The 15,167-nt window shown below is 58.4% G+C and carries 9 protein-coding genes and 1 pseudogene; all 10 read right to left on the reverse strand.

Going from position 1 to position 15,167, the window contains the following annotated elements; all coding sequences use genetic code 11:
* Positions 1 to 117 precede the first annotated feature (117 nt).
* Positions 118 to 1,116 (reverse strand): glycosyl hydrolase family 8, encoded by a 999-nt coding sequence (locus HMPREF3178_RS20530; protein ID WP_032757077.1) that lies wholly within the window; start codon positions 1,114 to 1,116, stop codon positions 118 to 120.
* A gap of 11 nt (positions 1,117 to 1,127) precedes the next feature.
* A complete protein-coding gene (bcsD, locus tag HMPREF3178_RS20535) occupies positions 1,128 to 1,604 on the reverse strand; it encodes a cellulose biosynthesis protein BcsD (RefSeq protein WP_024274803.1) in 477 nt (158 codons plus the stop codon).
* On the reverse strand, positions 1,604 to 5,656 hold the full coding sequence (locus HMPREF3178_RS20540) for a cellulose biosynthesis protein BcsC (protein WP_017145267.1): 4,053 nt from the start codon (positions 5,654 to 5,656) through the stop codon (positions 1,604 to 1,606). The genes bcsD and HMPREF3178_RS20540 overlap by 1 nt, the downstream gene beginning before the upstream one ends.
* Positions 5,653 to 8,058 carry a cellulose biosynthesis cyclic di-GMP-binding regulatory protein BcsB gene (bcsB, locus tag HMPREF3178_RS20545; protein ID WP_017145266.1) on the reverse strand — a complete coding sequence of 802 codons (2,406 nt, stop codon included), beginning with the start codon at positions 8,056 to 8,058 and terminating at the stop codon, positions 5,653 to 5,655. The genes HMPREF3178_RS20540 and bcsB overlap by 4 nt, the downstream gene beginning before the upstream one ends.
* Positions 7,961 to 10,153 (reverse strand): UDP-forming cellulose synthase catalytic subunit, encoded by a 2,193-nt coding sequence (bcsA, locus tag HMPREF3178_RS20550; RefSeq protein ID WP_017145265.1) that lies wholly within the window; start codon positions 10,151 to 10,153, stop codon positions 7,961 to 7,963. Before bcsA ends, bcsB begins: the two co-directional genes overlap by 98 nt.
* 20 nt (positions 10,154 to 10,173) lie before the next feature.
* Positions 10,174 to 10,966, reverse strand: a pseudogene (gene bcsQ / locus HMPREF3178_RS20555) (cellulose biosynthesis protein BcsQ).
* A gap of 1 nt (position 10,967) precedes the next feature.
* Positions 10,968 to 11,555, reverse strand: a complete 588-nt coding sequence (locus HMPREF3178_RS20560) for a cellulose biosynthesis protein BcsO (protein WP_017145263.1) — start codon at positions 11,553 to 11,555, stop codon at positions 10,968 to 10,970.
* Between the two features lie 702 nt (positions 11,556 to 12,257).
* The gene (gene dppF / locus HMPREF3178_RS20565) at positions 12,258 to 13,271 is read right to left on the reverse strand and encodes a dipeptide ABC transporter ATP-binding subunit DppF (RefSeq protein WP_004106735.1); all 1,014 of its coding nucleotides are present in this window, start codon (positions 13,269 to 13,271) and stop codon (positions 12,258 to 12,260) included.
* A complete protein-coding gene (gene dppD, locus HMPREF3178_RS20570) occupies positions 13,268 to 14,251 on the reverse strand; it encodes a dipeptide ABC transporter ATP-binding protein (protein ID WP_017145262.1) in 984 nt (327 codons plus the stop codon). Before dppD ends, dppF begins: the two co-directional genes overlap by 4 nt.
* 10 nt (positions 14,252 to 14,261) lie before the next feature.
* Positions 14,262 to 15,164 carry a dipeptide ABC transporter permease DppC gene (gene dppC, locus HMPREF3178_RS20575; RefSeq protein WP_004106740.1) on the reverse strand — a complete coding sequence of 301 codons (903 nt, stop codon included), beginning with the start codon at positions 15,162 to 15,164 and terminating at the stop codon, positions 14,262 to 14,264.
* Positions 15,165 to 15,167: the final 3 nt, after the last annotated feature.

Here is a 15,167-nt window from a genome sequence, read left to right on the forward strand (position 1 = left end):
GTTCAACCCCCCGCAACATTGCGCCTCACCGGGCAAGCCGGCTTGCCCACAATTCTACGGCGCCCTTCAGATCTCAGCACCCGGCTCGACTGCGTTATTCGAGGCGCATTCCACAGTTTACGACCGTTCTTTCTTTGCCAGCCATACCAGCAGCTTCAGGCTGGCGGAGTAATAGTCGTCCTGGGAATTAATCTGCGGCTCGGCCTGCTCTTCACCAAGGGTTAAATCGCGTACCGCCAATAGCCCGCCGGTCATAAACCACGGCGCGGCCTCATTGGTATTGATGTTTATCCAGGCCGGCGTCTGCAGACGCGGATAGCGCTGAAACCAGTTTTTCCACGGCGTCAGCAGGCTGCTTTGCGGGTCGTCCCAGTAGACATACATAGGAATGCGGATAGCATCGAAGCTCATCCGCGTCGGCCACTCTTTTGCCGGCTCCATCTTGCCGTCCGCTCTTAAGGCGACCCAGTCGCTGGGTAGCTGCGATTTCCCCCACGCCATTTTCCCCAGCAGCGCCTGAGCATCACTCTTCAGCTTTCGCCAGGCAGTCAAATGAGTACGCGCCGCGAAGGCCTGCCAGGCGGGAAAGATAAAGTAGGATGGATTCAGATTCAGATGGTCGTTGAGATAAAATCCCTTTGCGCCCGGGAGCATCACCTGACGGTCGGCGAAGGTCACCACCGTATGCTTCAGCAGCGAAGCGGTTATCGCATCCGAAGCGGTACCGTAGGTTTTTTCATGCCACTGCTGCTGCGCGCGCAGCAGCGCCCAGGCAATCAGGGTATCGCCATCGGTGGCGTCATTTTTATCCGCCACTGGATCGGGCGCCACCGGGTTATAGCGCCAGTAAAACAGCCCGTTATCTTTGTTGCGCAGGGTTTTATCTGTCCACTGCCAGAGCTTGTCAAAGGCGGGACGATCGTCGTTGGCCACCGCTAACAGCATGGCAAAACCCTGCCCTTCAGTATGAGAGACGTTGCCGTTACCGGTATCAACAATACGCCCGTCCGGCATCATAAAACGCGATTTATAACTTTCCCACGCCGTATCGGCCCACGCGTGGGGAAGCATCATCACCGTCGTTACCACGACTGTCGCTAAAGCACGCAAGGACATAAATTCACCCATTAGGGATGGAAGTAAAGAAACTGAACGTCAGAGACTGAAAACAGCCGCTCACGCTGTAAAACCACGTGCGCCGCGCCGCCCTGTCCCTGTAACCAGCGGGAATAGAGCCCCTCGAGTATGGCACAAAATGCATTACACCAGCGGATGCGCCGCGCTTCATCGCGGCTGACCGGCAGAGCCTGATGGCGTAATCGCAGGCCTTCATCGTTCACCTCGACGCTGACGAAGCCCCACTGAAAGCGGCTTAGCAGCGCATTCATGTTGGTCTCCAGCTGGCCGAGAGTCTCAGACTCCGGCAGCGGATGTTCATCGGCCAGCGCCTCGCCCATCTGCCGCAGAAAGGGCTGGCTCTCCAGCTCACCCGCGTTGTTGACCATACCATCAACCATAATGAGCAGCAGATCGAACCATCCGGCAGGCGTTTGCTGCTGCTGAAACCACGTCATAACCTGCGCGTTATTATTGTCCGTCACGATCAGTTATCTCCCAGCATGTAGCGGATATAGAGACCAGCGGTGCTCTCGTTATAATCGCCGAAGGTGTCATAGCCAACCTGACCACCGAGCGTCATTTGTTTGTTGACTTTGTAATCTGCGCCGGCGCGTAGGGTATAGCCGATACCGCTCTTCGAAGTGGCTGAATAGTAGGCTTCTTTGGCAAAACCGTTGCTCACTGCGGTCTCGAGGGCCTGCTGCCACCCGGCGTTAGTCGGGAAATAAGCGCTCTTATCCTGGCTATAGGATTGATAGCCCACCGAGCCGCCAAGTTTCATCGTCCAGTTGTCATATTTTTCCGTCAGGCTCACCGGCAGCGATACGCTGACGTAGTTCTGCGGGCTGAAGTAGCCCCCTTGCCCGTAGGTGAAGTAGCTCAGGTTTTTCGAGTAATCCATGTAACTCATGCTCAACCCGGTCTGCAGCTGACGATACTCATCGTGGTAAGGCCGCAAATAAACTCCGGCGTTGGCGTTTATGCTGGTATTGCTGGCGACGTTTTGTCCCAGGTAGCTATAGCCCCCGCCGCCGACGTAGAAACCGGCATCGCCGTCGTCATAGCTTAGCTGCAGGGTACCGCCGTTTTTGGTCACCTGCCCCCAGGTCTTGCCGGAGTAGGAATCCTTCAGCCCTACCCAGGAGAGCAGACTGTCGGTCAGCGACCGACGCTCGCCGGTAAAAATCAACGACAGATAGTTGGTCAGCTTCGGCGACCACTTTACGCCGCCCACCACGGTATTTAGATCCTGGCCCAAAGGCGTGCTGCCGATATCGACGCGGTATTCGTCGCCGCTCAGCGCCAGAGCCAGCTCCACGCCGTTGGCTTTTTGTGAATCGGTTGAGCCGCTCGCCTGATCGACATTCGGCTTCAGGCTGGAAGAGGCCAGATAGCTGGCGACCTGCCCGGAATCGTAAGTTCCGAGTTTCGCCAGATTCTCCATGCCGCTGCTGGTGGTGGCATTAAAGTCAGAGGCCTTGAGCGTGCCCAGACCGCTCAAGGCTTCCGCCCCCGGATTGTTGGCAAAGTACGTCGTGCGCTCGGTCGCGGTCATCGCCGCAATCGCCGCCTGCTCGCTGGTCGCGGTGGAAATCATATTGGAGACTGCATTGGATAGCGGGTTCGCGCCGTAACGCCGCCAGGCGTCGCCGGTCGCCGTCCCCGCGTTCAGCGTAATCGGCGTAACGGTAAAATCGAAACGCGAATCACCAAACGGCGATGAGGACCAGGTGAGCGGGTTTTTTATCTCGCTGAGCTTACTGGTGCCGGATTCGCCGTCGCGACCGCGAACCTCCATGCCCCCCTGCAGCCAGGTGCCGGTTTTTTCCTGCAACGTCTCCATCATGGTATCCACCTGGCGCAGCATCCGGGTCTGGGCGGTTTCGACCGGCAGATCGGTGCGCTGGATCCCCGGCAGCGCGCCGCCATCCCCGGTCGATACCTGAGAGACCTGCCACGGCATATATTGCCCGTAGGCGGAGGCCGCACGCGTCGCCCCGGGGGTACGCGAAACGCCGACAAACGGATTATCCGCCGCCAGCGCGCCGCCCACGGTCGGCGTTTGCGCGCCATTGCTGCTCTGTTGTCCCAGCAGCCTGCCGCGGGCGCTGCGCAGGTAAGTCATCGCCTGCTGATGATGCCCCTGCGACTCGGCAACGCGCGCCAGCAGCAGCAAACGGTCCGGCGAATTATCCGGGCGCAGTCCACCCGCCAGCTGCGCCGCCCGTTCGCTATTCCCCGCCGAGAGTGCGACATCAATAGCCCCGCTGCGCGCATCCTGCGTCGGCGTATCGCGGGTCATCAGATAGTCATAGACGACACCGGCCTCTTTGTTCATTTTGCCGCTCTGATAGAGCCGCGCCATAGCGAACATCAGATCGGTATTTTGCGGGTCGTTCTGCATCGCGCCCATCAGCTTGTCATACGCTGCCGCGTAGTTGCCCTGCTCGCGCAGATGGTCCGCTTCGTTAATCACATAACCGTTGCGAATACTGGCCAGCTGCGTCGGCGTACTGCTTGCCTGCAGCTGCGGGTTAGTGAGCAGACTCTGCGCTTCGGTTGTCAGGCCCGCCTGGTTAAGTACCGTCACCTGATCGGCATAATCCCCGGCATTACCTGAGATACCGCCGTTAATATTGTTGCGCACCAGCGATACCGCGGTGGTGACATCGCCACTCTGGGCCAGCAGCCGCGCCAGTTTACCCACATCCGCCGGGGCTTCAGGCGGCGTTGCGGTCATCGTCCTGAGCGTATTAGCAGCGGCAACGGTATTGCCCTGCGCCAGATAGCTCTCCGCCGTCGCCAGCTGCAGGTTGTAGTTCACCCGTTGTTTCAGGTCGCGCATCTGGCTGGTCTGACTGGCGGGGGGAATTCTTGCCAGCAGGGTTTGCGCCTGCTGCCAGCCGCCGTTCTCGCTGGCAAAAAGTGCCGCAGCGTACAGCGAGCTGGCGCCGGCGCCGGGACGCCAGGCGGCGCCCATAACCGCATTTGCCTCACCGTCGTTACCGGCTTTTTGCAGCATACGGGCCAGATCGAGGCGTATCCACGCATCGTCCGGATAGCGAGAAAGCCCCTGGCGCAGCATGGCGATAGCCGCCGTCACGTTACCGGCGCTGGCCTGCTCCTGCGCCTGGCGACGCAGCGAATCGCCGGGCTGTCCGATGACCACCCGCGGCTGCAGTTTTTGCTGCAGGCTTTCCGGCAGCGTGCGCAGCATCGCCTGCGCTTCTGCCGTTTTATTCTGTTCGCGCAGAACGTAATAGAGATTCTCCCGCGCCGGGCCGTTTTGCGGCTGGTCGTTGAGCAGCGCCCGTAGCGTTTGTTCGGCCTGCGGCAAATCTTTGTTATGCCGCAGAACGTCGGCGCGGAACAGCTTCGCCGCCGTGCCCTGCGTCCCGCTCTGCTGCGCCAGCGGCGCAGAGAGCGCCAGCGCCTGGCTAATATTCCCTTGCTTGTAAGCCTGCTGCGCCTGAGCGAGCTGCCCGTAAAACAGCGCATCCGCCGCCTGCTGACGACGGGTTTCCGAGCCATCGCCGCCGAGATCCGCCGCCCGGCTCAAATACTGAGAGGCCGCCTGAAAATCGCCGCTGCGCTGGGCGATATAGCCCATTCCGGCCAGCGCGTCAGCGTCCTGCGGGTTGCTTTGCAGAACCTGTTCAAACTGCTGCTTCGCCGCGGCGGTATTGCCGCTGTTGAGGTCAGAATAGCCCTGGCCGCGCGCCTGGCCGCTGCGCCGTTCGCGAAAGTAGTTCTGGACTTCAGTATCCTGCGGATGACGCTGCATCCAGGTGTCGTAAAACGGCTCATCCCCCAGCTGCGGCCCCAGCCACAGCAGCGCCTGACGCAGCCCGCTATCGGCTTCTTTGCTGCCGCTGGCCATCGGCTCCAGCATGGCGATGCCTTCCCGGCGGGTCTCTTCGCGCCAGGTGAGCACTTTGCCCAGGGCAACGCGCGGCGCGTTCTCCTGCGGATGCTGCGCGACGTATTGACGTAGTTCGCTCAACGCCTGTGGGTAGAGCGCCTTGTCGCTGGCCATGGTCATATAGTATTCGGCCGCCAGCCCGGAAGGCGGAACGTTGCCGTTAAACATACTCCGCCAGGTCGCCAGCGCGGCGGGAACATTGCCGCTGCGCGCCTGCTGTCTGGCCAGAGTGAGCTGTCCCTGCGGCACCTGCGCCATTTTTTTTGCGCTATCCAGATCCTGTAGTCCGGGGCTGTCGGGCGCCGCTTTCTCCAGCCGCGCCCGCCACTGGGCTGCGGCCTGCAGATTGCCCCCCTGCTGCGCCCATAGCGCCATCAGGTACAGCGCCTGAGCGTTGTTGGCATCCACCGATAGCACTTTTTGCAGCGATTCCATCGCCAGTTCGTCATGCGATTTTTCGTGCCAGTAGTTGGCCTGTGCGAACAACGCTTGTAGCGCGGCATCGTTACCCGCCGCGTGCGCTCCGCCGAATGCGCCAAGCGTCAGCGCGCCGGACAGGCACAGCGTAGAAAATTGACGGGCTGCATGGGTATTCATTCTGCTGGCTCTTTTCATTGGCTCTCTCCCGAATCCAGGCGCTTACGAGCATGACGTTTAAACATGGCGGTCAGCGCCAGACCCAGAATCGATGTCATAATCAACCCCAGCACCGCCAGCAGCCCGGAGTGCTGATTGGCGTACCATACCGCCATCATGTACCACGGCATCTGGCCGCTGGGGAACGGCGTGCTGACCTGGAAGCTACGCACGCCGTTATCGCTGGTGATCACTGCCGTATCGCCGCGAATACCGGCATTGATACGCGGGGAATTAAGATCGTCTTCCAGTTTCGCCAGCTGATCGTCGCTGCTGGCCATCGCCACCACCACCACCCGCTGCGGGTTCCACGGTGAGCGATAGCTGATAAAACCGCGCCAGGCGCTGCTGGAGGAGAAATAGCGGTCGGCATCGACGCCGTCAGAAGCCCAGTCGCCGCTCAGCCTGCGCTGAATCTTTTCCCACAGCGTCGGTTCACGTACGCTCAGCAGGTTATCGACCGGGGCGTAGGGGGAATGGGCCAGCAGGCGCTGGTTAAACGCTTGTTGCTCGAGGGAACTGACCGCCAGCACGTCGCGATCGCGCAGCAGCGGCGCATTGGCGCCGCCATCAGGAACGCCCAATATTACGCGGTTGTTGGCTAATGCTTTGCCGGTTGAATTACCCGAACGGGCTGCCAGATTCAGCATCATCGCCACCTGGGTTTCCGAAGGCTGTTCCGGCAGCAGCAGCGTAGTTTGCGAATAATCCGCTAACCGGGAGAACGGGAACGAAGCGCCGACAAAATAGGAAAGATTCGGCAGCAGCGAGAAGTGCCGCGTACCGCTCAAATCGATCCACGAATCGTCGGTGATTCGACTCTTGATAGTGCTGTTCAGCAGGAGCGAACAGGGCGCGTTATCCTTCGGCACCAGGTTGAAATAGAGCGACAGCTGGTTATCACCGTAAATCAGATACGGCGCCAGCGGGATAGTAAACCGTTCCTGACGCGCGTCGCCGCCCAGATGCCGCCAGAGCTTCTCCAGCGGCCCCTGTTTGTTCATCGGTAGATTATTAAGGAAGGTGTTGTTCAGCGTCACGCTCAGCAGCGACTTATCCTCGTTAATCCAGTTCTCCGACGGGAAACGATAGCCAATTTGCAGGGGGATAGTTTCTCCATCCCACAGATAAAGATCCGGCGCGGCGCGAAAGGCCACGCGCAGCGGTTCATGCCACACGCCGCTGACGGTCATACTTTGATCCTGACGGATCAGCTCGCTGATTTTTACCGGACGATCGGTGGCGATCCAGCGCGGCGCATCGTAGGGCTTGCCGACGGGAATCGCCTGCGGATCCACGGTCATGCTGGCCGTCTGCGCGGCGAAATCGCCGCGGGTCAGGCGCCACGCGGCCATGCGCAGTGCGGCGTCATTCTGGCCGACGATCAGCAGCAGCTTATAAGCCGGATTACCGGGATTTTCCACGATCCGCAGCAGCGGTTTGTCGGTTTGCGGCAGCGTCAGGCCGCCCACCCGATCCCCGGGATGACCGATGATAATCCCGTGTTTCTCGGGCAGGCGATCGCGCAGCGCGTCAAAAGCGATACCACGATAGTCGGCCTGAATACCCAGCCATGACGACACCAGCGCCGCTGCACTGAAAATATCCGCCGTTGGTTTCTCCGGATACGCGATAGCGATATCCGCTGGCGTCATCTGCATACGGTCGAAAAACGGGCGCGGGAAGTGGCCCAAATCGTTGCTGATATTGAGCTGCTGGCTCTCCCAGCTAAAGTGGGAGCCGGGCAGAATGGTTACCCGCGAGGTGTCGTGAATATCGAGCCGGCACTGCAGCGCATCGCCGTCGTTAATCTTAAAGCTCAGGTTGTTGCTGGACACCATCAGCGCCGCCGGGATATCCAGCTGGTAGTGCGAAATATCCTCGCCATCAGCCCCCAGCGGCAAGGTGCCGAGCGGCTGGCCGTTGAGCATTAATTGCAGCGTGGCGTTGCGGGACGCCATCTCCGGCGAAACCTTGACCTCCAGCATCAGCTGGGCGTGGGTGACCACCTGATCGGAGGGGAGCGTAAAGCTGGCGCCGCCCTGATTTTGTCCACCGCTGAGGATAATGCCGTCCGGCATGCCCATCTGCATCAGGTTAAGATTGCCGCCAACGATCGGCGTAAGCGGTACCGTATCAGGGACAACAGGCGTTATCGGCGGCAGCGCGGGTAGCGAATCCGGCTGATCGGCGTTTGCCGACGCGGCTTCCGTCGTCGCCGGTGAATTCGCTTCGCTAGCGGGCACCGATGCGCTGTTCGCAGCCGCATCTGGAAGCGGAAAGTTAAGCTCCGGCAATGAATCTGCGGGCATCTCCTCGCTGTGCAGCGCTGGCGCAGAGAGCACTCCAACCAGCAGCGCGAGCGTCGTTAAGGATTTCATAGACTGCCATCCTCCTCGCAGAGGGCTGACGACGCTGGCTGCGGCGCGTCTTCCACGTCAGCCAGAAGAGTTCAAATACGCAGCGTAAAATCGTGGCGAAAGAGCGGAACGGGTTGTCCTGCGGGCGCGGCGGGTTAATCCACGCATCGGCGCGGGCCAGCACCACCCGCACCAGTTCACGGCGACGGGAAAGCTGAATGTTTTCATCAAATTGCAGGCGGATAAACCGATCGTCAGCGGTGACCTGGCGTACCGGGATCGAAATCGCTCCGGACTGAAGAATCAGCTCAATCTCTTCGATTTCATCCTCCAGGTGACGCTTATCCGGCGCGCTTACGCGGCAACCGCCCATGGACAGATCTGCGGTGTGGCTGCGGGAGACAATGCCGCTGGTGTAGTGGATAAGCACCGGGATATCGACATCAATACGAATCGTTTTTCGTACCTGACGGGTTTCGCGCGCCACGGCAATGGCGGCCAGCAGGAAAATCAGGCTGTAAATCCCCCAACCGACGTTCAGCGCGATAACGTTCGGGTCTGAGCCAAAATAGTCGTGACCGATGGCGCGGACGATACCAACCACCACCCCCAGGCCCAGCAGGCAGGCGACGACCAGGTGCGGCCTGACGACGGTAAAGTCGAAGTAGCCCACGTCCAGCAGGCCGCCTTTATCGGTCACGTTGAATTTTCCGCGTTTGGGGAAAATCATGGTGACCAGCGTTGGTAGTACCAGGTGGAAGGCCAGCACGATATCGTAGATTTCGCCCCAGAAACTGTAGCGATAGCGGCCGTTCATGCGCGATCCGACATAGATCGCGAGGAACAGATGCGGCAGCGCGTAGGAAACAATCAGGCTCGCCGAGGAGTAGATGATATTCAGGTTGAACAGCAGATAGGCCAGCGGTGCGGTGACAAAGACCACGCGCGGCAGAGCGAACTGATAATAGAGCATGGCGCTGAGGTAGCACAGGCGCTGCTGGAACGTTAGCCCACGGCCAAGTAGCGGGTTATCCAGACGGAAAATTTGCGTCATCCCGCGGGCCCAGCGGGTACGCTGAATGACGTGCACCACCAGGCGTTCGGTAGCCAAACCTGCCGCCAGAGGAATATCCAGGAACGCCGATTTCCAGCCCAGACGCTGGAACTTCAGCGCGGTATGGGCGTCTTCGGTGACGGTCTCAACCGCAAAGCCACCGATCTGCTCCAGCGCAGCGCGGCGAATAACCGCGCAGGAACCGCAGAAGAAGGTCGCGTTCCAGTTGTCGTTTCCCTGCTGAATCGGACCATAAAACAGCATCCCTTCGTTGGGAATATTGCGGCCGACGGAGAGATTGCGCTCGAAGGGATCCGGCGAGTAAAAGTAGTGCGGCGTCTGCACCAGCGCCAGCATCGGGTCCTTGAGGAATCCCCCCACCGTTGCCTGCAAGAAGACGCGGGTTGCCACGTGGTCGCAGTCAAAAACGCAGATCAGCTCGCCGTTGGTTAGCGTCATCGCGTGGTTGAGGTTGCCTGCCTTGGCGTGTTTGTTATCGTTGCGGGTGATATACCCTACCCCAACGTCGGCGGCGAATACGGCGAATTCGTTACGCTTGCCGTCATCCAGCAAATAGATTTTTAATTTATCTTTTGGATAATCAATACATTGCGCAGCGAGCACGGTATCACGCACCACTTCAAGCGGTTCGTTATAGCTGGGAATATAGATATCTACCGTCGGCCACTGGCTCATATCATCGGGCAACGGGACGATTTCACGCTTCAGCGGCCAGACCGTTTGCAGGTAGTTCAGCAGCAACATCACCCAGATATAGACTTCCGCCAGAAACAACCCCATTCCCAGAATCGCTTCGATGGTGGAGTTGAAATGCAGGGTCTGCGTCAGACGAAAATACATATAACGGGTCGACATCAACAGCGATGTCACCACCATAATGACGGAAACGCTGCGGTTTTTACTGAAACCCATAACAAAGAGAATACCGATGCTCAGCAGGCCAAAAATAGACTGCTTTTGGCTGTCCATCGGCGTAATCACCACCAGCACGGCAATGGGCGCAAGCACCAGTACCAGCGCCCAGAAAAGCGTTTTTTTCATTCAGCAGCCCTGCAGTTAAATTAAAGACCTGACCTGCGAAGCTGGCTGTGCACCGTGCCGTCGCCGATATTGATACCCAACTGCGCAGAGATTTTTTTGGCAATAATTTCAATATCAAAGGCGGCTGCGGAGGATGAGTTAAAGTCGAGGATCGACTTCTGGGAGGCATTTGCCTCCACCACGCTTTCATCACGATGAATAATGCCCAGCAGACGATCGCCCAGCTTTTCTTCCATCAACGCCGTGACATCGCGACTGACCTGGCGACGGTTATCGCTCTGGTTAATCACAAAATAGTGACCGAGTTTAGCGTTGAGAGCGCCTCCGGTCAGGCGCTGCTTTTCCACGTGCGACAATGCGGACATCGATGCGGTATCCGCCAGCAGCGGTACCAGATGCATGTCGGCCAGCGAAGTCAGCGCCTTTAGCGCGGGTGAAGGGCCCGGCGGCAGGTCGGCAACGGTAATCAGCCCAGGATAGTTAAGCAGCGCCGCCAGCCCGCGCGTCAGGAAATGCGCGTCATGGATCAGACGCTCATCGAACGCCTGTCGCTGCGCCTCGCTCACCTCGCCGTAGGGCAAAACGAAAATATTGCTGCCGGCGCTTAATACGCACTGGCTCCAGTCATGGAGCTCCAGCGCTTTTGCGACATACCCACGCTCATCGCCGAGAGGCACGCCAAAATGCAGGCGCAGCGCGTTCTGCACATCAAAATCTAGAGCCAGGACTTTGCTGCCTGCGCGGGCCAGCGCCCAGGCCAGGTTTGCCGCCAGGGTCGTCTTTCCTACGCCGCCTTTCGGCGAACACACGCAGATCAACGGCATGTCGCAATCCTTTCTAAGAGTGATTTCAGGGGCTGATCTTTATCTTTCGCCGCTGGCGCCACCGTTTTTGCCGCAAAGAGATGGGCAAAACCGTCCACCGTCGGCGCTATCGCCGGGCGAGGTCTGACAGCCGGAGCTGGCACGTGGTCAGATAGCGGCGCAGCAGGTTGCGACACGGCTGTCCGGAACGCTTGCCCGGTCGCGGCCTCGCCTGCCTGCACTATCGGTTCTACGGCAACCGGAGCAATATGACTCACCGCGGGCACAGGCTGCGGCGCGGATGGGGCGACAGGGTCGGAAATCATTACCGACGGCGCAACCGACGATGCCGCCGGCGCGGTCTGAACGGCTGTCCGCTCCACCTGATGAAACATATTGGCCGGCACCAACTGCGGCAGGGGTAAAGATATCGATCCCCCCATAGCCAAAGAGGATGCTTGCTCCGCAGGAATAAGCTGATTGAGAATAACCCAATCGCCTTTTTCACCGGCGCCGATTTCTGATGAGAGGTCCTTGAATGGGAGACTGTGTGTCCGCGTCTTTTCCTTGAAGCGCTGCAAATCATCATAATGGTTCATAGATAACCTCATGATTTTAAATACATCATATTTAATCTGTTTTAATTGTCATGCTATGCCGCCAGAGCATAGTTTAATGGGTTGTTTTTTGGGGAGTTACGCCCGTCACGATACGCTAACTTTAGTATTAATTTGATTATTTTGAATAAGCCTGACTGGTTTAATTCCATAGCGGTAGTGCGGCTACACTAACAGCTCTTTTTCAAAATGATAGCCCCATTTTTTGGGCGGCAGCGTCATCAATCCCCCCGCAACCTGCCGGGCTATCAGCAGACCGTAGTTTTTTATGCCGTTTAACTTTTAAAAACCGTGTAATACGCGCCGACTGAATGCGAAAGAGAAAACATTTTAATATTTTTTAATGTCTTTAGTAATCACCTGCCACGCTTAATTAAAATAATAAATAACACCGCGGCGCAAAATAAATAGCTCAGGATGTTAGCCAAAAACCAGGAATATAAAGCGTTGACCGAACAACAAGGAACAACTTCATGAATCACCTTTGCTGCTTACCCGCTCCAACCAAAGAAAGAACGAAGATAAAACAAAATATTTTCATGTAGTTATCTCGAACTCCCGCAATAACTATTGTACTGGCGTAGGGTGCCAGCATTGTTCGTTGTAGGTTTGTTCCAACAGCGCTGAGTCCGGGATAAAAAAAGCCGAAGCACAGGCTTCGGCTTTGATTATCGGTTACCTGGATCAGCTCAGCGGCTTCTCGCCGTTTTGATCCTGGTCGACCGCAAAGCAGGCCACCAGTTGGCCGCTGTAGTCTTTCAGCTGCGGTTGAAGCTGGGTACATGGGCCAAAACGGCGGCGACAGCGGGCGTTAAACGCGCATCCCGGCGGCGGATTCAGTGGGCTCGGCAGCTCGCCGGTGAGCTTGATACGCTCGCGGCGGTCATCCGGATTCAGACGCGGCGTGGCTGACAGTAGCGCCTGAGTGTACGGATGCTGCGGGTTATTGAAGATTTGATCCTTCGTCCCTTTCTCCACGCAGCGGCCCAGATACATCACCATGACTTCATCAGCGATATGCTCCACGACCGACAAATCGTGAGAGATGAAGACGTAAGAAAGCCCCATATCCTGCTGTAAATCCATCATCAGGTTCAGCACCTGCGCGCGCACCGAAACGTCCAGCGCGGAGACCGGTTCATCGGCGATCACCACGTCCGGGTCAAGCATCAGACCGCGGGCAATGGCGATACGCTGACGCTGGCCGCCGGAGAACATATGCGGATAACGGTCGTAATGTTCGGTTTTCAGACCCACTTTCGCCATCATCGCCAGCGCCTTCTCCCGGCGCTGCTCTTTGCTCAAGCTGGTGTTGATCTGCAGCGGCTCCTCGAGAATCTGCCCCACCTTTTTACGCGGGTTAAGCGAACCGTAGGGATTCTGGAACACAATCTGGATTTTCTGCCGGCGCAGCTTCTGCGCCTGCGGATCGTGCTTCAACAGGTCCTGTCCCTGGTAGTAAAGCTCCCCGCCGGTGGGAATTTCAATCATCGTCAGCAGACGACCGAGCGTCGACTTGCCGCAGCCAGACTCCCCCACCACCGCCAGCGTTTTACCGCGTTCAAGGGTAAACGAAACGCCGTCCAGCGCTTTGACCAGGCGTTCCGGCGCAAACAGCCCCTTCTTCACCGGGTAGTATTTTTTCAGATCGGTGGCCAGCAACAGAGGCTGTTGCGTGGTGGCCTCATGCGTACTCATAGCCCAGGCCTCCCGGCATCATCAAGTGGGTAATGGCATTTCGACTGGCGACCGCCGTTAAGCAGGTTCAGCTCAGGTTCTTCACTGCGGCATTTGTCTGTCGCATAGGGGCAGCGCGGATTAAGCAAACAGCCGTTCGGACGGTCGTATTTACCCGGCACCACGCCCGGCAGCGAGGCAAGGCGCGCTTTATCCTGAGCGAACTCCGGCAGCGCGCGCAGCAGCGCCTGCGTATAGGGGTGGCGAGGCGCGCGGAAGATATCCTGCGCGTCGCCGGTTTCCACCACCTGCCCCGCGTACATGACGATGATTTTGTGCGCCGCTTCGGCCACCAGCGCCAGATCGTGGGTGATCAGGATCAGCGCCATATTCTCTTTTTGCTGCAGCTCCAGCAGCAGTTCAATGATCTGCGCCTGGATAGTCACATCCAGCGCCGTCGTGGGTTCATCGGCAATCAGCAGCTTTGGCCGACAGGCGATGGCCATCGCAATCATCACGCGCTGGCTCATACCGCCGGAAAGCTGATGCGGATAGACATCAAGACGCGAAGCCGGGTCGGGGATACCGACCAGCGTCAGCAGGTCAATCGCCCGCTGCACGCGGGTTTTCTTGTTGCCGCCCTGGTGCACCTTAATGGCTTCCATGATCTGGTAGCCGACGGTATAGCACGGATTCAGGCTGGTCATCGGGTCCTGGAAGATCATCGCCACTTCCGCGCCCACCAGCTGGCGGCGCTCTTTTTCGGAAATGCGCGTCAGGTCGCGACCGTTAAACTCCAGCTTTTCAGCCATTACCCGGCCGGGATAGTCAATCAGCCCCATAATCGCCAAAGAGCTAACCGATTTACCCGAACCGGACTCGCCGACGATACCAACCACTTCACCCTGATTTACGCTGTAGCTCACGCGATCTACGGCGCGGAACGGCGTCCCTTCGTCGCCGAAGTGCACCGAGAGTTTATCTACATTTAATAACGCCATCTCGAACCTCTTACTGCTTCAGTTTGGGATCGAGCGCGTCACGCAGACCGTCACCCATCAGGTTAAATGCCAGCACCGTCAGCAGGATAGCGACACCGGGAAAGGTGACGACCCACCAGGCGCTCTGCGCGAACTGCAACACGTCGGAGAGCATCGTGCCCCACTCCGGTGTCGGCGGCTGCGCACCCATGCCAAGGAAGCCAAGAGCGGCCATATCGAGAATGGCGTTAGAGAAGCCCAGAGACGCCTGAACAATCAGCGGCGCAAGGCAGTTAGGAAGAATGTTGATGAACATCTGACGCATCGCGCCGGCCCCCGCCACGCGGGAAGCGGTGACGTAATCGCGGTTCACCTCTACCAGCACCGCCGCGCGGGTCAGACGCACGTAGTGCGGCAGGGCGACAAAGGTCAGCGCTATAGAGGCATTGACGATCGACGGGCCGAAGATGGCCACCAGCACCAGCGCCAGCAGCAGACTTGGCAGGGCCAGCATAATGTCGACAACGCGCATAATGACCGAGTCAATCACGCCGCCAAAATAGCCCGCGACAAGACCGAGCACCACACCGAGGATCAGCGATAGCACAACGACCAGACAGCCTACCAGCAGCGACAGGCGCGCGCCGTACATCAGGCGCGACAGGATATCGCGGCCAACGTCATCGGTGCCGAGCAGGTGGGACATGCTGCCGCCCTCCTGCCAGAACGGCGGAGCCAGCAGCGCATCGCGGAACTGATCCGCCGGATTGTAAGGCGCGAGGAAGTTGGCAAAGACGGCGATGATGATCATCACCGCGACATAGGCCAGCCCCACGACGGCGCCTTTATTACGTTTAAAATAGTGCCAGAACTCCTGCAACGGGGTCATTGGCACCGGCGCGGCGACAACTTTATTTTCAGTAACTTGTGACATGAT

Source organism: Klebsiella sp. HMSC09D12, from assembly GCF_001808475.1.
Lineage (GTDB): Bacteria > Pseudomonadota > Gammaproteobacteria > Enterobacterales > Enterobacteriaceae > Klebsiella > Klebsiella oxytoca.

Bases quoted from the DNA above. Each gene is read 5' to 3' on its own strand.
- HMPREF3178_RS20560 (WP_017145263.1), bottom strand. From the start codon at position 11,555: ATGAACCATTATGATGATTTGCAGCGCTTCAAGGAAAAGACGCGGACA.
- dppC (WP_004106740.1), bottom strand. From the start codon at position 15,164: ATGTCACAAGTTACTGAAAATAAAGTTGTCGCCGCGCCGGTGCCAATG.
- HMPREF3178_RS20530 (WP_032757077.1), bottom strand. From the start codon at position 1,116: ATGTCCTTGCGTGCTTTAGCGACAGTCGTGGTAACGACGGTGATGATG.
- dppD (WP_017145262.1), bottom strand. From the start codon at position 14,251: ATGGCGTTATTAAATGTAGATAAACTCTCGGTGCACTTCGGCGACGAA.
- bcsA (WP_017145265.1), bottom strand. From the start codon at position 10,153: ATGAAAAAAACGCTTTTCTGGGCGCTGGTACTGGTGCTTGCGCCCATT.
- dppF (WP_004106735.1), bottom strand. From the start codon at position 13,271: ATGAGTACGCATGAGGCCACCACGCAACAGCCTCTGTTGCTGGCCACC.
- HMPREF3178_RS20540 (WP_017145267.1), bottom strand. From the start codon at position 5,656: ATGAAAAGAGCCAGCAGAATGAATACCCATGCAGCCCGTCAATTTTCT.
- bcsB (WP_017145266.1), bottom strand. From the start codon at position 8,058: ATGAAATCCTTAACGACGCTCGCGCTGCTGGTTGGAGTGCTCTCTGCG.